This is a genomic window from Methylobacter marinus A45 (assembly GCF_000383855.1).
In the GTDB taxonomy this organism is placed as follows: Bacteria; Pseudomonadota; Gammaproteobacteria; order Methylococcales; family Methylomonadaceae; genus Methylobacter; species Methylobacter marinus.
In genome coordinates this window covers 1,520,964-1,545,600 of sequence record NZ_KB912877.1, presented here as the reverse complement: position 1 = coordinate 1,545,600, position 24,637 = coordinate 1,520,964, and the positions used below count along the sequence as shown (strand labels likewise).

The window sequence follows — 24,637 nt, the reverse complement described above, 5'->3', positions numbered from 1 at the left end:
ACAAGGAATAGCGAGATTGCTGGTTTATTCGAATTAGGACTGGCTAATTGCGGATTAAGGTTCAACACAACAATTATTAGATCCAGATTTGGGACGGGCATATGATTCACAAACATTTTAGTTACTATATAAAGCACCTGCATCACGACATCCCCGCCGGATTGGTCGTGTTTCTGGTTGCTTTGCCGCTTTGCCTGGGCGTGGCGCTGGCCTCCGGCGCGCCATTGTTTTCCGGGCTGATCGCCGGCATGATCGGCGGCTTGGTCGTCGCCTGGATGAGCGGTTCGCAACTCAGTGTTTCCGGTCCGGCCGCGGGTTTGACCGTGATCGTGCTCAATGCCATTGACCATCTGGGCAGTTTCCAGGGGTTTCTGGTCGCCGTGGTGCTGGCCGGCGTACTGCAACTGGTGCTCGGCTTCCTCCGGGCCGGTGCTATCGGCGCCTATTTTCCCTCGGCAGTGATCGAAGGCATGCTGGCCGCGATCGGTCTGATCCTGATCATGAAACAAATCCCCCATGCCGTCGGCTATGATTTCAATTTCGAAGGCGACGAAAGCTATATGCGGGAAACCGCGCTGGCAACCGTCCAAGCGTTAGGCGGGGCATTAAAAGCGATTTCGCCCGGCGCCACGGTCGTCAGTGTCGTGTCGCTGCTGATCCTGATGCTATGGGAAAGCAGTTTTATCAAGCGTGTGACTTTATTCCGGCTGATTCCCGGCGCGCTGTTGGTCGTCGCCTGGGGCATTGTCTACAATCTGGTGACCTTGCGCATGGCGCCGGAATGGGCGATTTCCAGCAAACATCTGGTATCGTTGCCGGTCACTGAAAAGCCGGCGGATTTTCTGCAGTTGTTTACCTTCCCCGATTTCAGTTTCCTGGCCAAGCCGGAGGTTTATACGGTTGCCTTCACGATAGCCATCATCGCCAGTCTTGAGACTCTGTTAAGCCTCGAAGCGGCTGATAAAATGGATCCGTTGAAACGCGTGGCGCCAACCAATCGCGAGCTGAAAGCCCAGGGCGTCGGCAACATGCTCAGCGGCCTGATCGGCGGTATTCCCATTACCGCGGTGATCGTGCGCAGTGCCGCCAATATCAATGCCGGCGGGCAGACCAAAGTGTCGAGCTTCGTGCATGGCTCGTTCCTGCTGCTCAGCGTGATGTTTCTCGCGCGTTTCCTTAACAATATCCCCTTGTCCTGCCTGGCGGCGATACTGTTGCAAACCGGTTATAAGCTCGCGAAGCCGAAAATTTTTGTCGAGTTTTTCCATAAAGGCTGGAGCCAGTTGATACCCTTTGTGGTCACAATCGTCGCGATTTTGCTGACCGACCTGTTAAAAGGCATTGCGGTCGGTATTGTCGTCGGCCTGTATTATGTGATTCGGGCGAATTACCATGCCGCCATTTCAATAACTCAAATCGGCGATCATTATGTCCTGAATTTGAACAAGGACGTTACCTTCCTCAATCGCGCCCGGCTGAGACAGTACTTCAACCAGATCGAAGAAAACAGCACGGTTCTGATTGACGGTTCAAAAACGCAGTTTATCGATCATGACATTCTCGAAACCATTCATGATTTCATGTTGAGCGCCCAGGACAATAACATCAAGGTAGAGGCCAGGGAACTGGAGGGCAAGGGAAAAATTCAGCCGGTGCCCGATGACTTGAAGGAAGTTAAGGCGTTGAAGGAGAAAGGGAAAGTTAAAGCCTTGCTCGAACCGGAAACTGCCGGCCCCTTGGGTGGCGCCGGGAAAATTCAAGCCGCGCTCGATTCAAAGGCAGCCAGTTAATCGGCGCTGCGAAGAGAAGATAATGCTTGGTCGCGAGAAGGATTGCGCAATGGTCCGGCGAGTGAACAGCGCCGGCTGACCAGAAGAACTGAACGGCTGCAAAATTCAGCCCAAGCTCTGAAAGGTTATTGAAAGGTTACGCAAATACAATGACGCTGCACATGAGAGCGGCAAGGGTATGCATGCGCTTGATAACAGAGCCCATCGGGCCATGTTATTTAGTGGAAATGCCATTGGCATCTCTTGCCAGGCCCAGGCAGGGAAAATTGTAGAAGACAGGTAATCGATGATCAGGGCGTTTTAGGGCTCGTTTCGGGATGTACGACATAAACCGGGCAAAGTTCGGTTTTATTCCGATGTTTAACGAAATCCTGAGGATGCGCGTGATGTTTAAAGCTCATCGAAAAACGATCGTTTGGACCGTCCTGATTGTTGTTGTGATCAGTACCTATGATGTGCTGTTGCACGCATTGCTCGCGTTCGGCCATATTGCCTTCGAGTGGTTCGAGCTTGGGCTTGAGGAACTCATTGAGCATGTATTTCATACAACGCGCCACCAGAGCCAGATTATCGTGTTCTATCTGTTGCTGTGCCTGGCGTTGTTCGGACTGCATCGACTGTGGCGCGCGTTGCCCCGGTTTATCGGATATCTGCGCGCCAAGCGGGAGCGTTGCATGGCGGACATGAGCTGTTATTGGCGGGAATGCTCATCCCTTCAGAAAGCAAAATTGGTAACGACCTGCACAGTCGGTGTTACCGGATTGTACTTTTGGGTGTTCATGTGAAAGCCGGGTATGACAATCAAGGCACATTACTTGCTTATTAATATCGTTTTATTGGTATAGACTTAACCGGGGACTTTTTTAACATCAAGCTGAGTAGGCAACTCCCTCATTCTTACGGATAAAAGTGGATAGAAGGAGAAAGCAGACGGCTTGAAGGCATAATCGTCCGTTTGTAATACAGGCAACATCAGAGTATCCGATACTCCACAGGATAAATGTAAACATGGGGATTCTTAGCATACTACTCTGGACACCGGCTGTTGGCGCGCTTCTTTTGGCTTTAACGCCGGGTCAGAACACTCAGGTCATCCGTGGTATCGGCAATCTGTTCACCACTCTAGTTTTTATACTGAGCTGCTGGCTGGCGTACCAGTATGAACGGCATGATGCCGGCGTGCAGTTCAGCGAATATTTTCCGCTCAATCCCAAGTTCGGCAGTGCTTATGCATTAGGCCTGGACGGATTATCCATGCCGATGCTGGTGCTGGCGACCCTGCTGACGTCCATCGCGATGCTGGCGTCTCTTAGCATTAACCGCCGCGTCAAGGGCTATCATATCTGCATGCTGTTGCTGGAGTTCGGCATGCTGGGCGTGTTTCTGGCTCAGGACTGGGCGGTTTTCTATATCTTCTGGGAAGTGACCCTGATTCCGCTGTTTTTTCTGATCGATCGCTGGGGCGGCAAAAGACGCCATGCGGCCAGCCTTAATTTCGTGCTGTATACCATGGGCGGTTCGGTATTCATGCTGATCAGCCTGATTGCGGTGTATGAGTATGTGCCTGAACATGTGTCCCTGATGAGCGCGATGGTGCACGTATCGCAAAACATGCCGAAAGATCAGCAGGTCTGGGCCTTGCTGGGCTTTTTAATCGGTTTCGGCGTCAAGATGCCGATTTTTCCGCTGCACGGCTGGCTGCCGCTGGCGCATGTCGAAGCGCCCAGCCCGGTCAGTATTCTGCTGTCCGGCATCTTGCTGAAAATGGGGGCCTACGGTCTGCTGCGAGCCGTCGTCATGTTGCCGGAAGCGGCTCAAACCTTGCAGCCGCTGTTGGTTTTCATGGCCTTGTTCGGCATGATCTACGGCGGTCTGCTGGCTTGGCGGCAAAGCGATCTGAAAGCCATGATCGCCTATTCCTCGGTCAGTCATATGGGGATCATTTTGCTGGGTATCGCGGCCTTGAACGAAGCGGGTTTTACCGGCGCGGTCCTGCAAATGAACGCCCACGGCCTGATTGCCGGCGCCTTGTTCCTGCTGGTGGGGTTGCTGTATGAGCGCACGCATACGCGCAACATCCAGGATTACAGTTCGCTGGTTCAGGTGATGCCTCGTTTCGCCGTTTTTACTTCCTTGACATTGCTGGCCGCGATGGGCCTGCCGGGCTCGATCGGTTTTGTCGCCGAACTGCACGCACTGATCGGCGGCTTTGAGCGCTGGGGCAGTTTAATGGTATTTTTCAGCCTGAGCATGCTGATCAGCGCCGCCTATGCGATCCGCACTATCGGCATGCTGTTTACCGGGCCGGTAAAGCCTCACATGCAGCAGATAGAGGATCTGCGTCCTTCGGAGTTAATCGCTGCTGGTATACTGGTGGCGGGTATCGTGGTGTTCGGATTGCTGCCTGCACCGTTGATTGAACTGTCAACAGCAACCCTGTTCCAGATGAACAGCGTGATTAATCCCGTCCATTAGGAAATAAAACGAGTTCTGTAGTAATGCAAGTATCACCATTAAAATCCAGCGCCATAGCCGATTTGCGCGCGCAAGTGACCGAGGCTCTGGAGCACCTGGATCATGTGCTGCCCGGACAGGCGCCTATCCTAGATTTCGTGCATCACAATACCCTGCACGGTTTCCAGCATCTGCCCTTTGAAGAAGCTCTGGCGGCCTTCGAGGCGTTGACCGGCACTCATGGTTATCTGCCTGAAGCATGCAGCCGGGAGCATTATCGGACAGGGCGTATCAATGACCGGGATATCGAAGCCGCGCTGGGCGCCGAGCCCGGCTTGCAGGCCGAACAGATTATTTGTCACACGGGCGATAAAATCATCAGGCGCAAGGATATTTATCGCATCGCGCTGTTATATGATCTGCCGTCGATTACGGTCAGCCAATTGAACTGGCAGATAGAAGAAATGGCGGCCTTGGAGTCGGTGCAAGCCGATGTGCCGGAGCCGGTGCGCAATCAATTGCCGGCGAGCGCGATCAGGCCCTTGTGGGAAAGCATTCTGGCCAAGCTGGATATGGAGCAGGCCAGTCTGCATCCCGAGGACTTGCTCGAGTTATCCATGGAGCAGGCGGAAGACTGGCTGACCCGGGCGCGCATCAGCATGAAAGATTCGCCTTTGCATCAGCAAATGCAGCAGCAGGCGCGCCAGAATCTGGATGAGCTGCTGGCCGAGATGGGTGATGGCATGACCTTGCGCGGCTTCATCAAGCACTTGACCGGCATAGACATCCTCGATTCCGTGCGCCCGCAGCTGATCCGCATCTGCGCCTCGGGCCTGGATGAAGGCTTGGCGCCATGGCCTATCCCAGAGCGCAGTCAATTGGGTCTTTATGGTGCCTGGCGCGCAACTGCCGCCTATGATGCCAATCCGTTTTTGCATGAATTGCCGGACTGGCAACAGATTATGGCCGAACTGCCGGAGGATGCCGTCGATGCGATCATCCTGCAACTGAGCCATCTGGAAATACCGCAGGCCCAATGGGACGGGTATTTGCGCCGCCTGGCGCTGGAAGTGCCCGGCTGGTCTGGATTGATCAACTGGCGCCAGCATCATCCGCACTATCACACGGACAACGACGCCCACCCCAAGCTCGCCGACTATCTGGCGATCCGGCTGACGCTGGACAGGCTCTGGTTGAACCAGATTTGCCGCGAAACCTGGCTGATCGAGGCCAAATTGAGCAGCCTTAAGTCTTATTTCCATAAAAACCTGTCCGAATTCATCGTGCGCAGTAAGTTATACCAGGGCAATTTGCCGGAATACCTGGCCGACCGCGCGGAGTCATTGGCGTTTCTTGCCGGGTCTGAACGGCATGAGCGTCCCGACTGGCAGCAGCTTGCCGACCTGATCGGCATCTGGTGCTGCAGTCCGCTGGCGGTGCAGCAGGCGGAGCGCAATCACACCATCTATTGCAGCGGCTGGCGCTTGTTCCGGCTCTGTCAGCACTTGGGGATCAATGCGGCGCATATAAAAGCCCTGAAAAAGCAGGATTTGCTGCTGATGCTGTCCGTGCTGGACCAATTCAATGCAACAGAACGCGGCAAAGTCTGGCTATGCGCCTATGAACGTCATTATCGCGATATGCTGTTTCAGGCCTTGCACGCCAATCATAACCGGGGGCGCTGGGCCAGACGCACGACCCGGCCCGAAGCGCAAATCATCGTTTGCATGGATGAGCGCGAGGAAAGTTTCCGTCGCCATCTCGAAGAGCTGAACCCGGCTATTGAAACCCTGGGCGTGGCCGGATTTTTCGGCATTCCGATGAATTATAAAGGCCTCGATGCCACACATGTGACGCCGCTGTGCCCGGTCGTCGTCACGCCGGCCCATGAAGTCGATGAAATCGCCCGGCAGGGCCACGAAAAAACCTTGTCCGCGCGCCAGAAAGGCCGCAGCCTGAGCCGGGGCTTTGGCTATCTGTTGTATCAGAGCCTGCGCCGCAACCTGTTACTGTCGCACGCCGCGATCGATGTGCTGGCGCCGTTCACCCTGGCGGGGCTGCTCGGTAAAACCTTGCTGCCTCGCTATCATAAGACGGTTACCGACTGGCTGAGCCGGACTGTGGTGCCGCCGGTTGCCACCGAATTGCAGTTTACTTCCGAGGATACGTCCACGCCGGCCACGGCCGAACGGCCCAAACTGGGCTTTACCGATAGCGAGCAAGCCGAACGGGTTGCGGCGCTGCTGCGTATTTTGGGCCTGACCAGCGGCTTTGCGCCGATTGTCGCGCTGGCCGGGCATGGCTCGACCAGCCAGAACAATCCGCACGAGGCCGCGCATGATTGCGGCGCCTGCGGCGGGCGCCAGGGCGGGCCGAATGCGCGCGTGTTCGCGGCCATGGCTAACCGGCCGGAAGTGCGTGCGCTGCTGGCGCGGCAGAATATCGTCATTCCTGATGATTGCTGGTTCGTGGGCATGCAGCACGACACCTGCAGCGATGCGATGACCTGGTACGATCTGGACCTGATACCGGCATCGCTGCATGCGGAATTCGAGCGATTCAAGACCTGCATCGGCCGGGCGCAGGAATTGTCCGCGCATGAACGCTGCCGGCGGTTTGTCTCTGCCGGGCAGCCGGCATCGCCGGCCCGGGCTTTTCAGCACGTGACGTTGCGGGCGCATGATTTAAGCCAGGTTCGCCCCGAATTCGGTCATGCGACCAATGCCGCGGCCGTGGTCGGCCGGCGCGCCTTGTCCCAGGGCTTGTTCCTGGATCGGCGAGTGTTCCTGATTTCCTACGACCCGACGCAGGACCCGGACGGCAGCATCCTCGAGTCGATTCTGCTGACCGCCGGCCCGGTCGGCGCCGGCATCAATTTGGAATACTATTTTTCCACGATCGATAACGAACGTTTCGGCTGCGGCACCAAAGTCCCGCATAATGTGACCGGCCTGTTCGGCGTTATGGAAGGCACGGCCAGCGATTTGCGCACCGGTCTGCCCAAGCAGATGGTTGAAATTCACGAGCCGATGCGTCTGCAGATACTGGTTGAGGCGAAAACCTCGGTTCTGGAACAAATCTATGCGCGCCAGGAAGGCCTGCGCGAACTGATCGCCGGCGGCTGGGTGCATTTAAGCGCGAAAGATCCGGACAGCGGCGATATTTTTGTTTTCGAGCGCGGCGCGGGATTTGTGCCGTGGCAAGCCGAATCCCGGGACCTGCCGGTTTGTCCGAGTTCGCTGGATTGTTATCGGGGCAAATCCGAGCCGGTGGCACCCGTGTTGATCAAACAGCCTGAACTGTGGGGAGTTTAAGCGCGTGGATTTAATTGTTATTTTGATTCCTTTATTGCCGTTTACCGCCGCGGCAGCCATCGGGGTCGGCCATCTGTTCGGCTGGCTGGACGGTGAAGCAGGCGAAACCACGACGGTCGATATCGCGGTCTGGGCCATTATTCTGTCCAGCCTGCTGACTTTGACGCTGCTGGGCGGCGACATGATGGGCAAGAACGCCGGTTCCTTCAGTGTCGGTCAATGGCTGGGCAGCGAGACGCTGGATATCCGGGTGAATTTTCTCACCACGGGCTTTGGCGTCGTGCTGGCGGCGCTGTTTACCATCCTGCTGTTTATCGTTATGCGCTTTTCGACCAACTATATGCATAAGGAGGCAGGCTTTCACCGGTTCTTTTTTATCTTGAGCCTGTTTTCCGCCGCCATGCTGTTGCTGGTGCTATCGGGCAACGCGGTCGGCACGTTTATCGGCTGGGAGATTGCCGGCCTCTGTTCCTATTTGCTGATCGCCTATTATTATGAGCGCCCCGTCGCCGCCCAGAATGCCACGCGGGTTTTCGTGACCAACCGTATCGGCGATGCGGCATTTTTGCTGGGCATTGGCCTGAGCTATGCCTGGGCCGGCGACGTAAACTGGGCTAGGCTGACGTCGGCATCGGCGCAATTATCGACGGGCCAGGCCACTGTCATCGCTCTTTGTTTCGCCGTGGCGGCCTGTGTCAAATCAGCGCAGATACCGTTTACGCCCTGGCTGGCGCGGGCAATGGAGGGGCCTACACCGTCCAGTGCCATATTTTACGGCGCGGTGATGGTGCATGCCGGCGTTTATCTGCTGATTCTGCTGGAGCCGATTTTTGAGCAGGCGCCGCTGGCGATGGCTCTGGTCGCGGTCGCGGGGCTGTTGACGGCGGTCTACGGCTTTGTCGTTGGCTTGACACAAACCGATGTCAAGAGTTCGCTGGTGTTTGCCACCTCGGGCCAACTGGGCTTGATGTTCATGGAATGCGGCCTGGGTTTTTGGCAGCTGGCCAGCTGGCATCTTTGCGCGCATGCCGTGGTTCGCGGCTATCAGGTATTGGTTGCGCCTTCGCTCGTGCATCATGTCCATGATAATCCGATAAAGCCGGTCGCGCCGGCCATTGCACGCATGCGCTGGGCCTATGTTGCTTCCTTGCAGCGGTTCTGGCTCGATCAGATCACCGATTGGACCCTGGTCAAGCCGATACGCCGCCTGGCGCACGATCTGACTTATTTTGACGATCATATCGTTGACCGCACCTTGGGCGTATCGGCGCCTGCCATCCGCGCGATATCGACGCTGGCTCAGCTCGAAGAGCAGAAGATCGGCGCCCGGCTCGATAATGAAGTCGACAGTTTCGCGCAGGGCAGCGGTCTGGCCGGCAAGATCACCGAATGGGCAGCCGCCATTATGCATTGGTTCGAAGACAGCTTCGTACTGCGGGGTATCGGCAAAAACGCGATCCGCTATGGACGTCAGTTGGGCTACGCGGCCAACAAGGTCGAGCTGCTGTTATTCAGTCCGCGCTATCTGGTGCTGTTTATTTTTATAACCTTGCTGATTGCATTTTGAGGACCCGATGGATATCAATGTAACTTTCTGGTCGGCATCGGCAGCGTTTCCGCTATTAAGCGCCCTGACTTTCGTGCCGGTCGCGGCGATGATCGCCGTCGCATGCTCGCGTTCAACGGCTGTCGCGTTACGCTTTGGCTTTGCCGGCACGCTGGTGAATTTATTGCTGAGTATCTATTTGCTGAAGGTTTTCGACGCCGGCCGGGCAGGGATTCAGCTGGCCGAGCAGGTGCATTTTTTCGGCTTCAGTTATAGTGTCGGCGTCGATGGCGTGAATGTGCTGTTTATTCCGCTGACGGCCGTGCTGACGCTGCTGACGCTGATCTATTCGATCATTAACCGGCATGTCATTGACCGTAAGTTCATCGCCTGCCTGCTCGGTTATGAAGCAATATTAATCGGCGCTTTTTCGGCATTGAATGTGATGCAGTTCTGGCTGTGGAGCCTGCTGGAACTGTTGCCCGTGGCCTTGCTGACCATGCATGCCGGTACCGGACGCAAAAGGCCCTGGATCGTCGCCGGTTTAATGCAATACTGGGGCTGCGGATTGCTGATGACGCTGGCCGGCTTTTTGCTGCTGGGCTTTGGCTTGATCGATTCAGAGCACCCGCTGACGTTTGACTGGCTGACCATCAAGCAGAACAACGCCTATTTACACGACGAGACGCTGATTTTCATTTTGCTGTTTTACGGTTTCGCCATTCGCATGCCGCTGTTTCCGTTTCACGGCTGGCTGCCGGCACTGGCCGAACAGGGCACGGTGGCCAGTATCACCATTTTCCTGGTCGGGTTGAAGCTGGGCATTTATGCCGTGGTCCGCTTCATCTTGCCGCTGGTTCCCGGTGTCGCCGAAGCCTGGGCCGATTATATCGTGACGCTGGGCCTGATCAGTATTTTTTACGGTGCATTGCTGGCGCTCATGCAAATCAATATCCGGCGCTTGCTGGCTTTTGCCGTTATCAGTCACACCGGCATGCTGGTGATCGGCCTGTTCTGTTTCAATACCCAGGGCCTGGAAGGCAGTATTCTGCTGTCGCTGGCTTACGGTCTGGCGACGGCCGGCATGCTGTTCAGCGTCGGCTTGATTTATGAGCGTACCCGCACGGCCTTTATTCCGCGTCTGGGCGCCTTGTTCGATACTAATGCCACGATCGCGCTGCTGTTTCTGATTGCCGCGCTGAGTACGATGGTCATGCCCGGCACACCGGGCTTCGATGCCGCGCATTTGCTGATAGAGGGGGCGATTCAGGAACGCGGCTGGCTGGTGGCAATCGCTATTTTGACCGGCAACGTGCTGGCCGCGGCTTTTCTGCTCTGGGCGTTCCAACGTATGTTCATGAGCAGTTCCAAGCGTGCTGTACAACCCTATCGCAGTATTCATCATCCGGTAATCAAGGAGCGGATTATTACCATCACGATCAGTGCGCTGCTGATCGGTACCGGCTTTGATACAACACCCATACTGAATTTCATAGACGATGAGGTCGCCATCATGAGCCAGGCTTATCCCATGCATAGCGAGCAGCGGGCGGCCGATGCGCTGATAGAACCTACCGAAAGCGGCAATACCCATATAAAGAGTGTCCACCATGATTGAAGCCGGTTTTCCGATAATAACGCTGCTTATTGTGCTGCCTTTACTGGGGGCGCTTGTCACCGGCACCGCCGGCGATAGCCATCTGGCCAAGAGGATCGCGCTATCGATCGCAGGGGCGGAACTGATTGCCACGCTGGTCACCGTGTATCTGTTTAATGCCGATGAAAGCGCTTTTCAGCTAGTCGAGCATCATGCCTGGCTGCCGAATCTGAATATTCAGTATCTGGTCGGTATCGATGGGATTTCCGTGCTGTTTCTGCCGATGTCGGCGCTGCTGACACTGGTGGCGATTATCGCCTCGTGGAATTCGGTGCAATACCTGCCGCGATTTCATTTCGCTCTGCTGCTGGCTTTGGAAGGCGTCACGATCGGAGTATTCGTGGCGCTGGATATGGTGTTGTTCTTTTTGTTCTGGGAACTGACATTGCCGCCGCTTTTCTTCCTCATCGGGCTGTGGGGCATCGGTCCCCAGCGCCGCACCGCGGCAATGAAATACACGCTGTTCATGCTGTTCGGCGGCGTGCCTTTATTATTCGCCATTATCATGCTGGCCGTTAATCATGCGATTCAAATGCATGGCAGCATTCCTCAGGACTTGGCTTTCAGCTTGCCTATCCTGCTGGATACGCCGATCCCGGCTGATTGGCAGACCATTATTTTTCTGTTGCTGCTAGCGGGTTTCGCAGTGAAGGCTCCGTTAGTGCCGTTTCATACCTGGCTGCCGACGACAGCCATGGAAGCGCCGGCGCATACGACGGCCTTGTTAACCGGCCTGAAACTGGGCGCATTCGGTTTGTTGCGCTATACCATGCCGTTGACGCCTGCCGCCTCGGTCGAATATAGCTGGGTATTGGGGATTCTGGGCGCCATCACGCTGATTTATGGCGCCATGATTGCCTTGCAGCAAACCAATCTGCGCCGCTTGCTGGCCTATGCCAGTATCAGTCATGTCGGCCTGGTCATCGTCGGTATCTCCACGCTGAATATGCAAGGTCTTCAGGGAGCGATTTTTCAGTTGCTTAATTTTACCCTGATTGCCGGCTGTCTGATGCTGATAGCGGGATTTATCCAGCATCGCCTGGGCAGTACCGAAGCGATTCATCTTGGCGGCCTGGCGAAAGCCGTGCCCCGGTTGACCGCTTTCTTCTTTTTGTTTGCCATAGCCAGCATTGGCGTGCCCGGAGGCAGCGGTTTTCCGGCGGAATTGCTGTTGATTATCGGCGCGCTGAATGCGCATCCCAGCCTTGGCATTGCCGCTTTAATGGGGGCTATTTTGGGGGCGGGCTATATGTTATCCTTCATCCGTCGCGCATTTTACGGTCCGGTCGTGCATGCCAGCATCAGTCAACTGCAGGATCTGCGAACACGCGAATTGGGCTTGTTATGCCTGCCGGCCCTGTTGGTATTATTGTTCGGATTCTTTCCTAACCTGATATTGAACACCAATAAGCTGACAGCGGAGGCCTGGTTGAACCGTCTGACCAATTCATCGTTCGTGAGCAACGGCGATTATGTTCAGCAAAGCCAGGATCAGCATGAAACGGAACTTGTCTCCAGGCGTGTTCAATAGCAAGATCGGTTACAATCCCTGATTTACTTTGAATAAATTCATCATGAAGCCAGACAGCGCAGCCATCAAGAAACGTTATGACCGGATTGCCCCGTATTTTGACGGCATGGAGGCGGTCGTGGAAGGATTGTTGTTCAAAAGTTGGCGCGAAAGGTTATGGGATAAAGTGAATGGCCATCATATTCTTGAAATCGGCGTCGGCACGGGCAAGAATTTTGATTACTATCCCAAGGACGCGCGCATAACCGGCATTGATTTCAGTGAAAAGATGCTAACTCAGGCAAAACGCAAGCGGGACAGAAAACAGGTCAACGTGGACCTGGAATTAATGGATGTGCAGTCCTTGTGTTTCGCCGATAACAGTTTTGATACGGTTATCGGCTCTTTTGTTTTTTGTTCGGTACCCTCGCCGGTAAAAGGTTTGAAAGAGCTGTACCGCGTTTGCAAACCGGGCGGGCAGGTTTTGCTGCTGGAACATGTCCTGAGTTCAAAACCCGTCATCGCCGGCGCCATGAATTTGCTTAATCCGCTGGTGGTCGCTCTGGTCGGAGCCAATATCAACCGGCAGACCGTTAAAAATGTGCAGGCCTGTGCCTTTGGCTCCGTGCGTGTTGATGAGCGCAGTAGCGATATTATTAAATTGATCGAGGCGAAAAAATAACAGCCGGAAGACCGGTTTTAAATTAGTGTCTCGTGATCTTGAGCTGATAAATCCCCTGTTCCAGCTTCTCAAAATAATGCTCAATCCAGGGATGATAGACAGGCGTGAGAAGTTTACTCGGTTCCATATTGCTTTCGGCGACATAGGTGTGATGCGTGGCATTGTCCACCAGCACATGATACCAGGGCTGGTTTTTAGGCGGTCGGCTTCGGGCGATTTTGTTATACCAGACATGGCTGCCCAGAAATTCAAAATCAACATCAAAAATCACGCCACGATAATTAAAGAGTTTATGGTGGATAATCTGTCCGATAAAAAATTTTGCCCTGCGCATCAGAAATGCTCCTGCCAGATGGCCTTTTGCCCGTCCTGATCGATATCCCAGAATGAGGTGCTGCTGATAAAATCATCGATAAAAGGCTGGCCAAAAACAGAGCAGCCGCTAAGACACAGGTTTAGGTAATGGGCCTGTGCCTTTGATGATGATAAATAGCGGTAAGGCTCAAAATCGCGGGCTTTAAAATAATAAGCGTTAATAATCTCGGCCTCGTCATAATAGCCGAAGGCCGTGATCGGGCAGAAATCATAGCCGCTTTCGCGCGCCAGCAGCCGATCCAGTGATTGCTCATCCATTTCGAAGCAGGTGCCGTTCATGACGTGTGCCGGATCGGCGGTTTCGGCATTCAATACACAGACGGGGGCCTGGTGTTGTTCATCATAGCGGTAAGTCGAAGCCAGATTGAAAACCCGTTTCAATCCGCGCGTTTTTACCGGCATGATATTACGTGCCTCGGGCACGGTTCGGGTTAATGAGTTTTGGTTGATTAAACTGCCGTAAGCGAATATTTTATAAGTCCTGGACATGATGCGGAGCTGATCGGGTAGACGCTATTAAGGGTAGCACAAGCTGTGGCGTAATGAAAAAGGCGCCGGCCTTTTTGCGGCAAGGCAATTTAAGTATTAGATATTTATGATGTTCTAATTTTAAAATAGGGGCGTCAAACCGGTGACATGGCCGAAGCTCATCAGGGAGCCGAGTTCGGCGGATAAAAAACAGGGCGGGACAGTCGGCAAAACTTTTTCGCTCAATAGCAGATGAATTGGGTAAAATACAGCCTATTATTCAGATTAGTCATATACGTGAAATTACAACTAGACAACTTAGTACAAACCCGTATCCCGACCCGTCACGGCGAGTTTATTCTGCATTATTACAGTAATAACATCGATAACAAAGAGCATGTCGCTCTCATTAAAGGCAATGTCGCGGATAAAGAAAATGTGCCGGTGCGCATTCATTCCGAGTGTTTTACTGGCGATGTCCTAGGCTCAAGGCGTTGCGATTGCGGCGAGCAGCTCGATATGGCGCTGCAACTGATTAATGAAGCCGGTTTCGGTATTCTGATTTATCTGCGTCAGGAAGGCCGTGGCATTGGCTTGCTGAAAAAACTGCAGGCCTATAACCTGCAGGATCAGGGGATGGATACCGTGGATGCCAATATCCACCTGGGTCATCTGGCCGATGAACGGGAATACAGCATCGCGGCATTAATGTTGCAGAGCCTGAAAGTAAAATCGATCGAATTGATTACCAATAATCCTAATAAAATTACTGAACTTAAGAAGCTTGGTATCAACGTTGCCGGCCGTATTCCGATTGAAGCCGTCGCGCATGATGACAATTTGGAATATTTAAAAACCAAAGTGAAAAAAATGGCGCACATGCTATCGATGTCGAAAAAGGATGAGCAGAAGTAATAATTGATATTGCGCGGACAATTGATTCAGGCACCTGAGGATTCGGCTAAAAATAACCTCCGGTAACCCTTCAGGTAAAGCCCGTCCCCGTGGGAGCGATGCCCACATCGCGACTTGCCAGGCGATTTTCAATTGCGATGTATACCCAAAGGGCATAAGCATCGCTCCCTTATTGTTACCCGTATTTAAAACAATGCCATGATTCAATGCCGAATCCTGAACGGGCGGCTTTGAAAGGCCGGATTAGGCAAAAACCGGACGGCCAGGGTGAGCAACGCCCATGCCCGGCTCGGTAGACGGCATGACAAACTATCAAAAACCAGCTCGGTTTTAACAATATCGGTTAAGGTCGTGTCACGCCGAATCATATTAATAATGACATTTACTGTATTTATTCGGATGAATCCAAGGAATGGAGGCGAACCTCTATTTCAATGAATATGGAAAATCGACATTCGGATAAACGACCCGAAAACAAATCGCATCATTGACTATTAAAACGGGCTTCCTGATAAAGCCCGTTTTAGCGTCGATGAAATTGAAATCATCCCTTCTTGAGCTTACGTCTGTGCTCAGTTGACACCAAAAACCCCTTCGTACTATTGCAAAGCGATCAATCGAGACTTAACAGCTTTAATCCATAAAAAAATCCGCTGTGCTCTGTTTTGAAATATTCATACTCCATCACAGATTCCCCTATAAGTTTTTGGTTAAATCTCAGCACCGGCAAGAGTAGTGCCTCCAGCCTAAATTCAACAGCGCATACTGTCATTGCGTTTTTTGCCGCCTAATCTGGGCGTTAGTTTTGTACTGTGCTTTGCAGAGCCAAACAAGATGGCGGATGAATCTGGACAGGTATTTCTTGCACAATTCTATGGATATAAAAGGGCATTAAATGATTAAGCGTCTGATACAAAACCGACGAACGGCAATATTAGCGGCTGCTTTTTTAACCTTACCCAACCACGCCTATAGCGATGCCGATGTCGGCAATCTGGCTTCGATAGAACAGGTCGGGCATGCCTATCAAGCCGACATCAGCCAATCCGGCGACGGCAATGTCGCCCGCATTCGGCAGGTAGCCGCAAATGCCGAGCTTAATGCGGTTTCAAGCGACGTCAATGGGGTCGCCGAAATCCTGCAGACAGGGTATCAGCATAATGCTGAAATCAATGACTTCGGTGAACGCAATGCCATAACGATTCAGCAGTGGCAAAGCGGCAATAATGCCCTGGTTAATCTATACGGTCAGGACAATCGGGTTGACATTGGCCAGGATGGCGAAGCCCAGAGCATTGCGGCTTCGATCTCTGGCAGCAGCAATCTGATCAGTGCCTATCAGAGCGGTTTCAATAATCTTGCCATGATCGATATTATCGGAGACAGGAACGAGGTCGTGCAATTACAGCAAGGCCAGTGGAACAGCGCCGGCATTATGATTGATGGCGATGAAAATACCGTGATCCACCAACAGTTGGGCGACGGCATGAGTTTTAATCTGGAGATTAGAGGTAACGGCAACAACATGACCGTTACACAGGGACTGTGAGGGGAAGCGCACTGAAATATGGCGTATTTGGCAAATTTTTTAACAGTACACTTAAGGAATAATTATGAAAAAAACACTATTGACTACGGCAATTACGGTGATTCTTTATGGGGTTGCGGGTGCGTCACTGGCGGGGAACAGCGCGACGACCTCCCAGACCGGTTCCTTTAATGATCTGACGGTGACTCAAACAGGCGACTTAAATACCACCAATGCCAGTCAGTACGGCGGTAACAATATCGGCACCATCACGCAGTCCAATGAAGGAAACAGCGCGACATTAAATCAAGGTAATGCAGGAAACGCCGTCGGCATGGGCAACGATAGTCTGGCGACTATCGACCAAATCGGGGCCTATAATACGGCATCGGTCGAACAAGGCGAATCCGATGAGGCATCGGTGCTGCAAACTGGAAACGACAATCAGGCTTCCATAGACCAAGCCATAGATGTTTTCAGTGAAGGCAATGTTGCAACCATTGACCAGTCCGGTAATAACAATACGGCAATCGTCGAACAAGACGTGCAAAACGTGGCTTCGATCAATCAGTCCGGCAATAATAATACCGCGACAATCGATCAGAATAATAACGGCACGAATGCCTTCGTGGAACAAAACACGGCGAGCATCGATCAGTCAGGCAATGATAATATTGCCAGTGTCATTCAATCAGGCGACAGCAATCTGGCAACCGTTAACCAGCTAGGCGATTCCAGCGTAGCGACGGTTGATCAATCAGGCAACGGCAATGTTGTCTCCATCGAGCAAGGTCATTCCGATCAGGCAACCGTACTGCAGTCCGGAAACAATAATACAGCCACAGTTGATCAACGGATCGACTCGCTCAGCGGTGAAAATAAAGTGGCCAGCATTGATCAATCGGGCGATAACAATACGGCAACCGTCGAGCAGGATCTGCAGAATACCGCATCGATCGATCAGTCCGGCAACAACAATACCGCCATAATCGATCAAAATAATATCGGTGATAATGTCTTTGTGGAACAAAACACAGCGGCCGTAAATCAGTCTGGCGATTATAATTTAGCGACGGTAACCCAATCCGGTAATCTTAACTCAGCAACCGTTGATCAGTCAGGCGACGGCACACTGGCGTTGAACACGGTGACCATTGACCAGACCGCCATCGGTGATGTCGCTTTCGCCATGCAAGCCGGAGGCGAGGGCAATATGATCGAGATCATGCAAAATGCCGGCGGCGATTTTGCCAGCGCCGCGCAAAACGGCTCATTTAACTCAGTGACGATTTTGCAGAATCCTTAATAAATACTTCTACGTCCAACAGGTGACATTTAAGCCAGCGGAAAAGGTTATGGGCCTTTTCCGCTTTTTTGCTAAGTTGTCTTTGGACTGGAAAAGGTTAGACAAGACTCATCATGCGCAATGATCAATGCACTGGAAAGCCAGCTATCGTTTATTTAATGCTGGGTTTTTTTATCCGCCAGTCCATGCCGATACGTGCGCGTCCGTAATAAAAACCCGGGAGATATCCATGATGCGGCCATCCCATCCCAGTAACAAACAGACTATCGTGCAGCATGGCAAACGCAACGAGAAGGTGATTGAACAAACCGGCATCGATAACGAACTGACTGTGATTCAGGTCGGCGAGGATAATCATGCCGGTCTTCAGCAAGCAGGCGAGCAAAATAATACGACAGTGGAACAGTCCGGTGATTGCAATGACAGCTCCGTATCACAGAAAGGCAGCAATAATCAGGCGACGGTCCGGCAAAATGGCGGCAACAATCGTGTTGTGATACGTCAGGGTGAGCGGTGAAATATTACGTCTTCAGTGTCTTATTGTTAATGCTGTCGCCAGCCGTAGCTGTCGAGCCGCAGTTTGAAATCGGCGGCCTGGTTGTCGATCAAACCTTGTCGCGTGTCGGTCATTTATTTTACGAGGAATTGATGAATGGCTGGGAAGTACCCGATTATGCCGGGACCATTACCGTGCGCGAGCGCCCTGATATTTTCGCCGGCAATATCATCTGGATAGAAATCAATGACAATATTGTGTTTCAGGATCGTATCGGCACCCGCACGAGCGGAATTGAAGAAAAGGCCCGGGCGGCGCGGGCTTCATTGGAATTGTATATTCGGCAGCATAAGGATGCGTTGCGTGGATTGGAGATTTACTAATTATGCGAATATGGATTTATCCCTTGTTACTGACTGTGTTTACAACTCCGTTGTCAGCCACCGAACTGGTTCACCGCTTTGTAAACCCCAATTTTGGCGGCAGCCCCCTGAACGGCCCTTTTTTACTGAATCAGGCGGCGGAACAGAACAAACACAAAGATCCCGCTGTCGCCAGCAAGACAGCGGCGGCACAAAAATCCGAGATCGAGCGTTTTAAAGAAAATTTGCAGCGCGCCATTCTCAATCAGGTTTCACGCGCCACGACGGAAAATCTGTTTGATGAGAACGGTAATATCCAATTGGGTTCCGACCTTAATTTTGACCTGGATGGTGATGGCCAAAGCGATTTTGCGGTAATCGTTGATGACCAATTGGTCAACGGCAGCGTCAGCATCAGCATTTCTGACGGTATTTCCGATACCGTATTGACTGTTCCCTATATTACTACCATGCCATGATTCCTGTTTTTCACCGACTGTTGTGCGGCTTACTGGCCGCGACAGCGCTATCTTCATGCTCCAGTATTTTTCAGCCGGTCAGTTCCGGCAAGGCGACTACCGATTATCGCTCGGGCCTTTCGGATATGCTGCGCTCGTTGCCGCCGCCGGAGGAGCCGGTCGTCGTCGCGGTGTATAAATTTCGCGACCAGACCGGCCAGTACAAAAGCAGCGAAAACCTCGTGCAGTATTCCACGGCGGTGACGCAGGGCGCTACTTCCATGTTGATACGCGCCTTGATGGAAGCCGGTAATGGCAAGTGGTTTACCGTGCTGGAAAGGGAAGGCCTGACTGACCTGATGAATGAGCGCAAAATTATCCATCAAACCCGGGAAATGTATACCAATGGCAACAATAAGGCCGAATCGCGCGGCCCGAGCCTGCCGCCGCTGCTGTACGCGCCTATCCTGCTGGAGGGCGGTATTGTCGCCTATGAGACCAACTTATTGACCGGCGGCGTCGGCGCGCATTATTTCGGCCTGGGCGGTTCTACAGAATTCAGGCGCGATACGGTGACCAGCATGCTGAGAGCCGTTTCTGTAAAAAACGGTTCGGTACTGAGCCATGTCGACGCCAGAAAAACCGTGTTCTCCATGCAACTGGATTCCGGCTTGTTTCGCTATGTGGCTTTCAAGCGACTGCTGGAGGTCGAGGCGGGCGTAACCAGCAACGAGCCGCCGCAAATGGCGGTCATGGAAACCATAGAGGCTTGCGTTTATGCGCTGGTAATGGAAGGGCTGATCAACAAATTATGGCGTTTCAAGGACCCGCATCTGGTCAAGCCGCTAATCGAGGACTATTTGAAGCAGCGCGACACGGAAATGCTCGCGGAATTTGACAAGCAAGGCCGTGTCATCAGCATGACGCCTAAAAACATCGAACTGCCTGAGTCCGTTTCACAAGAAAACTAAAATCAGTTAACTGGATGGCGGCAATGCAAGGCATGCTCGTTGAATAACGGTTTGAAGTTTAACGAGGTGACAGCAATAACGCTGTTGTCCAGCATGGAAGTTGAGGCGGAACATGAACGGTTTGCGGTTTCGGACTGGTTAGGCAATGGGGCAGGATTTCTGCTGTTAGCGATTTATCTTTTTATGTTAAAGGAATACCACATGCTGTTTACTGTTTACGCAGAGTGACTTTTTTATGCTGATTGGTATTGTCAACAAGTCGGAGTTTTAAGAATCAACATGTTGGCCAAGCCGTAAATCGGACACTATTGGGGCAATACCGTTTCCACCAGCCTGACCCAATACGCCGCGCCTATCGGCAGGATCGCATCGTTAAAATCATAGTGGGGGTTATGCAGTAAACAACTATTATCGGACGAACCGTTGCCAAGCCACAGATAACAGCCCGGTTTTTCCTGCAGCATAAAGGCAAAGTCTTCAGAGCCCATGCAGGGCGTTGGTTGCCGGTTGATGCTATCGTCGCCGACTACCGCGATGGCGGCGTTTAGCGCCATCCGCGTTTCTTCTTCCGTGTTGAAGGTGACCGGATAGCCCGGATTTTCCGGATTGAATTTAATTTCCGCCGTGACATCGAAACCCTGGCAGACAGCATGGGACAGCTGGCTGATTTTGTCGGCGATGGTTTGTTGCACCGTATTGCTGAAACATCGGAAGGTACCTCGCAACACCACGGATTCCGGCAGTGCATTCCAGGTCTGGCCGGCGTGAACCTGGGTAATGCTGACGACGGCCGGATCGGCCGGATTGACGGTTCTGCTGACGATCGTCTGCAAGGCACTGATCAACTGGGCGGCCGCGACGATGGCGTCATTGCCCAGATGCGGCATCGCGGCATGCGTGGCCTGGCCCGTCAGCACAATCTCGAAACAGTCGAACGACGCCATCATCGGCCCCGGTCTGACGGCAAAATGACCGAGCGGAATATCGGGGAAATTATGCATGCCGAAGACGCGATCGGCCGGAAATTTTTTGAACAGGCCATCGAGAATCATTTGCCTGGCGCCCGCGCGCCCTTCCTCAGCGGGTTGAAAAATAAAATACACAGTGCCGTCAAAATTGCGATGATTGGCCAGGTAGCTGGCCGCGCCCAATAACATGGCGCTGTGCCCGTCATGGCCGCAGGCATGCATTTTTCCTTCATGCCGTGATTTATGGTCAAAATTGTTCTGTTCCTGTATGAACAGCGCATCCATGTCGGCGCGCAGGGCGATTTTACCGGCACCGCTGCCGGCCGATAAGGTGGCGACGATGCCGGTTCTGCCCAGCCCCTGATGCACATCCAGGCCGAAATCGGACAGTTTGTCGGCAATGAACCGGGCCGTTTCGGTTTCCTCGAACGCGGTTTCGGGAAACTGGTGCAGATGCCGGCGCCATTGGCGCATTTCAGCGTGCAGTTGCTGTATATCGGTGGGTATGGTCATAGCAGTGGTTAAATCAGAGTTATCCAGGAATTTAATAACGTTCATTGCTGCTGCGCAGGCGACTCGCGCCTGTACTCGCGGATAATACGCCGGATATCGCCCATTTCAAACCCGTAAGTCCTCTTCAGCACGCCGATGCGCTGGTTTTCACTGGTTGAGTCCGGCAGATTCAATGTCTCAATAACATGCGCGGCCGGCACACCGGTTTCCTGTTCCAGTTCCGCCAGCGTCATGGAACCCCTGATCTGGATGCCCTTGCCTCTGGTCAGGGCGCCTTCAGCCTGTTCAACAGGACTTATGACCGGTGCGAAAGACAGTGCGATCAGCGCCAGCAGGCCAACGATACCGAGACCGGCTCTCAGCCCGGATTGTTCGCTCGGGCGGCCTGTAATCGCATGAATAATCCAGCGCCAGTGCAACAGCAGGTGGACGATCAGTACACTAAAAAAGGCAACCGATATCCAAAAGTGTATCGCGCCCCATTCATGCCGGCTCAGGCCCCAGATGCTGGAAAAACGGCCGCTGCCCGGCGGCAGGATATAGCGCATCAACACGCCGGTCATGGTCAGAAAAAGAAACCCGATAAAGGCGATGATATCGATGACAAAATTTAAAGTGGCTTTCATTGAAATCTCCATGTTGCACAGTTCATAATTCTTGCACATTCGCCGACAATAATACCTTGAATAGCTTATCGGGTATCTTTGTGCATAAATCCATCCGCTTCAAACTCTTTTTAACGTTTCTGCTGACGACCAGTCTTGTCGTCTCGGGCATGTATGTATTCATGCGCTGGTCCCTGGATCGCGGATTTTCCGATTTCATCGAAAAACGCCAGCAGGAGCGTATCAGTGCGCTGATCGAGGGTCTGAGTGAATACTATGCGGACGACCCGGGCTGGCGTGAACTGACCGGTAACAAGCGCAAATGGATGGAACTGCTGGGGCAGGCTTACGAACACCGGTATTACCGGCCCGCGCCCTGGTTCAAGCAGGCGTTGAACGAGCCGCCCGACGTCTGGCCGCCGGCGCTGCCCGAATCGCATAAGAGCTGGCGTTTCAAGCCGCTGGAATTGAGCGTGATGCTGTTGCGAGCCGACAAGTCGATCATCTTCGGACGCAGGGAGGCGCTATCGCAACTGACATTGCATGCCATCCGTTATCAGGGCCAAACTGTCGGCTTCCTGGGCGTGCTGCCCGGCAAGCCGGTCAATCAGCCGCTTGAACTCCAGTTTATGGAGCGCCAGTCCCAGGCATTCGTCTGGATCGCCATTTTCATGGTGCTGCTGTCGGCAGGACTGGCCCTGCTATTGGCGTACACGCTGGTTCGGCCGCTCAAGCGCATTACCGCCGCCGCCAAAGCGCTGGCGGTAGGCAGCTACGACATGCGCCTGCCGGTCGAGTCAGGCGATGAGTTGGGCCAATTGGCGCGGGACTTCAACGAGATGGCCGCGGCGCTGGAACAATCGGAACAGACGCGGCGGCGCTGGGTGGCCGATATCTCGCACGAATTGCGCACGCCATTGGCCGTTCTGCGCGGCGAGCTGGAAGCGCTGCAGGACGGCATACGGCCGCTGACGCGGGACGCGGTCGATTCACTGATGAACGACGTCATGCGGCTGCATCGGTTGACCGACGACCTGTATCAGTTATCGCTGTCCGACCAGGGCGCGTTAAGCTATCGCAAAACCGAGGTCGATCCGGTCGAGGTGCTCAAACAGGATCTTGCCGCGCTGGCGCCTGAATTCGACAGCAAACAACTGCGCGTGCATCTGATCAATAAGCTGACGGCGGCCATCAGCATCCACGCCGACCCCGACCGCCTGTCGCAGCTTTACCGGAACCTGCTGAACAACAGTATCAACTACACCGATCGCGGCGGCCGGCTCGATATTACGGTTAGCCAGCAGGCGAATATGCTGATCATGGTTTTTGCCGACAGTGCGCCGGGTGTGCCGTCGCAGGAACTGCCGCGCCTGCTCGACCGTTTTTACCGTGTGGAAAGCTCACGCAGCCGCCATCATGGCGGTGCGGGGCTGGGGCTGGCGATTTGCAGTAATATCGTGCAGGCGCATAACGGCGCGTTACAGGCGCAGCCCTCTCGGCTGGGGGGCCTTGCCATTCACATTGAACTTCCGATTAAGTCATGAACCGTATCCTGATTGTAGAAGATGAAGAAAAACTGGCCCGGCTGGAGGCCGACTACCTGCAAAATGCCGGCTTTGAAACCGTTTGTCTGGCCGATGGGCTGGCTGTCGTGCCCTGGCTGAAGGACAATACGGCCGACCTGGTTCTGCTGGACTTGATGTTGCCGGGCCGCGATGGTCTGGATTTGTGCCGGGAGATCCGCCAATTCAGCAGCATCCCGATCATCATGGTGACCGCGCGCATCGAGGAGGTCGACCGGCTTCTGGGGCTGGAGCTTGGCGCTGATGATTATATTTGCAAGCCGTTCAGCCCGCGCGAAATGATCGCACGGGTCAAAGCCGTATTGCGGAGGATGCAACCTTTGGCCATGGAGCAGGTCTCTACTATGTTAAAACTGGACCCGCGGAGTTTCCGTGTTTCTGTCGGTAAACTGGAAACCGAATTAACAGCGGTCGAATTCCAACTGCTGCAAACGTTGTACCAACAGCCGGGGCGTATCTTTTCACGCGCCAGGCTCATGGATCTGATGTATCAGGATCAGCGTATCGTCTCCGACCGGACCATAGACAGCCACATTAAAAAGTTGCGCAAAAAACTGGCCGACCTGTTGCCCGGCCAGGAATTGATCCACTCGGTTTACGGTGCCGGTTATCGCTATGAAGCGCCAAGCCACAGCGGCGATTAAATTTCCTTATTCTTTACACAATCGCTGCGAATTATTTGCGCTTTTGGCCAATATAGTAAGAACCAAGAACGGAAACAAACCGTTCTAAATTCACAATCTTACAGAATGAGAGAATACTATGAACAAGAAAATCCTAACAATCGCAATGGCCCTGGCTCTTCCTTTAACCGTGGCCGCCATGCCCGGCGCAGAGAAAGAGGGTTATGAAGGCGGCTATCGCCATGGCAATAAAATGGAGCGTCTGACCAAGGAACTGGATTTAACTGAAGAACAAAAAACCAAAATGGAGACCTTGTTCAAGGAACAGCACGAGAAATATAAAACCATTCATGAAGAAACCCGCACACGCATGAAGGAAATCCTGACGCCAGAGCAGATGACAAAAATGGACGAAATGAAAAAACGTCATCACGAAAAATGGAAACAGAAAAAAGGTGCCCAAAAACAGGAGAAAGGCGCCGAAACACAGGAATAACAGTTTACATGGACAAC

23 protein-coding genes are annotated in these 24,637 nt (G+C 53.2%); 19 read left to right on the top strand and 4 right to left on the bottom strand.

Annotated features, from left to right (window positions below):
- Nucleotides 1–101: 101 nt before the first annotated feature.
- From METMA_RS0107055 to METMA_RS0107020, 8 genes are all read left to right on the top strand, one after another.
- Entirely contained in the window at nt 102–1,790 is a 1,689-nt protein-coding gene (locus METMA_RS0107055; RefSeq protein ID WP_020158372.1) for a SulP family inorganic anion transporter, read from the top strand.
- 386 nt (nt 1,791–2,176) lie between these two features.
- Nucleotides 2,177–2,575, top strand: a complete 399-nt coding sequence (locus tag METMA_RS25720; protein WP_156830464.1) for a hypothetical protein — start codon at nt 2,177–2,179, stop codon at nt 2,573–2,575.
- A gap of 223 nt (nt 2,576–2,798) precedes the next feature.
- A complete protein-coding gene (locus tag METMA_RS0107045) occupies nt 2,799–4,265 on the top strand; it encodes a complex I subunit 4 family protein (RefSeq protein ID WP_027147107.1) in 1,467 nt (488 codons plus the stop codon).
- Between the two features lie 23 nt (nt 4,266–4,288).
- Nucleotides 4,289–7,558: a DUF2309 domain-containing protein gene (locus METMA_RS0107040; protein ID WP_020158369.1), complete on the top strand. Its 3,270-nt coding sequence runs from the start codon at nt 4,289–4,291 to the stop codon at nt 7,556–7,558.
- A gap of 4 nt (nt 7,559–7,562) precedes the next feature.
- Entirely contained in the window at nt 7,563–9,125 is a 1,563-nt protein-coding gene (locus METMA_RS0107035; protein WP_020158368.1) for an NADH-quinone oxidoreductase subunit 5 family protein, read from the top strand.
- A 7-nt stretch (nt 9,126–9,132) separates the two neighbouring features.
- Nucleotides 9,133–10,722, top strand: a complete 1,590-nt coding sequence (locus METMA_RS0107030) for a complex I subunit 4 family protein (RefSeq protein ID WP_020158367.1) — start codon at nt 9,133–9,135, stop codon at nt 10,720–10,722.
- Entirely contained in the window at nt 10,715–12,292 is a 1,578-nt protein-coding gene (locus tag METMA_RS0107025; RefSeq protein ID WP_020158366.1) for a complex I subunit 4 family protein, read from the top strand. Before METMA_RS0107030 ends, METMA_RS0107025 begins: the two co-directional genes overlap by 8 nt.
- A gap of 43 nt (nt 12,293–12,335) precedes the next feature.
- Nucleotides 12,336–12,953 (top strand): class I SAM-dependent methyltransferase, encoded by a 618-nt coding sequence (locus METMA_RS0107020; protein WP_027147106.1) that lies wholly within the window; start codon nt 12,336–12,338, stop codon nt 12,951–12,953.
- A 22-nt stretch (nt 12,954–12,975) separates the two neighbouring features.
- Here the strand turns inward: METMA_RS0107020 and hspQ are convergent, their stop codons facing one another.
- A complete protein-coding gene (hspQ, locus tag METMA_RS0107015) occupies nt 12,976–13,287 on the bottom strand; it encodes a heat shock protein HspQ (protein WP_020158364.1) in 312 nt (103 codons plus the stop codon).
- Complete coding sequence (locus METMA_RS0107010) at nt 13,287–13,817, bottom strand: gamma-glutamylcyclotransferase family protein (RefSeq protein WP_020158363.1); 531 nt, start codon at nt 13,815–13,817, stop codon at nt 13,287–13,289. Before METMA_RS0107010 ends, hspQ begins: the two co-directional genes overlap by 1 nt.
- A gap of 276 nt (nt 13,818–14,093) precedes the next feature.
- Here METMA_RS0107010 and ribA point away from each other — a divergent pair, with 276 nt between their 5' ends.
- The 8 genes from ribA (at nt 14,094) to METMA_RS0106965 (ending at nt 20,060) form a co-directional block, all read left to right on the top strand.
- A complete protein-coding gene (ribA, locus tag METMA_RS24160) occupies nt 14,094–14,711 on the top strand; it encodes a GTP cyclohydrolase II (RefSeq protein ID WP_020158362.1) in 618 nt (205 codons plus the stop codon).
- 895 nt (nt 14,712–15,606) lie between these two features.
- Nucleotides 15,607–16,260: a hypothetical protein gene (locus tag METMA_RS0106995; protein WP_020665889.1), complete on the top strand. Its 654-nt coding sequence runs from the start codon at nt 15,607–15,609 to the stop codon at nt 16,258–16,260.
- A gap of 64 nt (nt 16,261–16,324) precedes the next feature.
- The gene (locus METMA_RS0106990; RefSeq protein WP_020665888.1) at nt 16,325–17,545 is read left to right on the top strand and encodes a beta strand repeat-containing protein; all 1,221 of its coding nucleotides are present in this window, start codon (nt 16,325–16,327) and stop codon (nt 17,543–17,545) included.
- Between the two features lie 229 nt (nt 17,546–17,774).
- Entirely contained in the window at nt 17,775–18,062 is a 288-nt protein-coding gene (locus METMA_RS25715; RefSeq protein WP_161786435.1) for a hypothetical protein, read from the top strand.
- Nucleotides 18,059–18,424, top strand: a complete 366-nt coding sequence (locus tag METMA_RS25710; RefSeq protein WP_020158359.1) for a CsgE family curli-type amyloid fiber assembly protein — start codon at nt 18,059–18,061, stop codon at nt 18,422–18,424. Before METMA_RS25715 ends, METMA_RS25710 begins: the two co-directional genes overlap by 4 nt.
- Nucleotides 18,425–18,426: 2 nt before the next feature.
- The gene (locus METMA_RS24145; RefSeq protein WP_020158358.1) at nt 18,427–18,882 is read left to right on the top strand and encodes a curli assembly protein CsgF; all 456 of its coding nucleotides are present in this window, start codon (nt 18,427–18,429) and stop codon (nt 18,880–18,882) included.
- A complete protein-coding gene (locus tag METMA_RS24140; RefSeq protein ID WP_020158357.1) occupies nt 18,879–19,832 on the top strand; it encodes a CsgG/HfaB family protein in 954 nt (317 codons plus the stop codon). The genes METMA_RS24145 and METMA_RS24140 overlap by 4 nt, the downstream gene beginning before the upstream one ends.
- 39 nt (nt 19,833–19,871) lie before the next feature.
- Nucleotides 19,872–20,060 carry a hypothetical protein gene (locus METMA_RS0106965; protein WP_020158356.1) on the top strand — a complete coding sequence of 63 codons (189 nt, stop codon included), beginning with the start codon at nt 19,872–19,874 and terminating at the stop codon, nt 20,058–20,060.
- A 77-nt stretch (nt 20,061–20,137) separates the two neighbouring features.
- On the opposite strand, the gene METMA_RS0106960 is transcribed toward METMA_RS0106965, so the two are convergent.
- Both METMA_RS0106960 and METMA_RS0106955 read right to left on the bottom strand, forming a co-directional pair.
- A complete protein-coding gene (locus METMA_RS0106960) occupies nt 20,138–21,358 on the bottom strand; it encodes a M20 aminoacylase family protein (RefSeq protein WP_020158355.1) in 1,221 nt (406 codons plus the stop codon).
- Entirely contained in the window at nt 21,355–21,939 is a 585-nt protein-coding gene (locus METMA_RS0106955; RefSeq protein ID WP_152565098.1) for a DUF4405 domain-containing protein, read from the bottom strand. Before METMA_RS0106955 ends, METMA_RS0106960 begins: the two co-directional genes overlap by 4 nt.
- Before the next feature lie 80 nt (nt 21,940–22,019).
- Between METMA_RS0106955 and METMA_RS0106950 the strand changes: the two genes are divergently transcribed.
- The 3 genes from METMA_RS0106950 (at nt 22,020) to METMA_RS0106940 (ending at nt 24,620) form a co-directional block, all read left to right on the top strand.
- Nucleotides 22,020–23,462 carry an ATP-binding protein gene (locus tag METMA_RS0106950; RefSeq protein ID WP_020158353.1) on the top strand — a complete coding sequence of 481 codons (1,443 nt, stop codon included), beginning with the start codon at nt 22,020–22,022 and terminating at the stop codon, nt 23,460–23,462.
- Nucleotides 23,459–24,145, top strand: coding sequence for a response regulator (locus METMA_RS0106945; RefSeq protein WP_020158352.1), 687 nt, complete (start codon nt 23,459–23,461; stop codon nt 24,143–24,145). Before METMA_RS0106950 ends, METMA_RS0106945 begins: the two co-directional genes overlap by 4 nt.
- Before the next feature lie 118 nt (nt 24,146–24,263).
- On the top strand, nt 24,264–24,620 hold the full coding sequence (locus METMA_RS0106940) for a Spy/CpxP family protein refolding chaperone (RefSeq protein ID WP_036251517.1): 357 nt from the start codon (nt 24,264–24,266) through the stop codon (nt 24,618–24,620).
- The last annotated feature ends 17 nt before the right edge of the window (nt 24,621–24,637 follow it).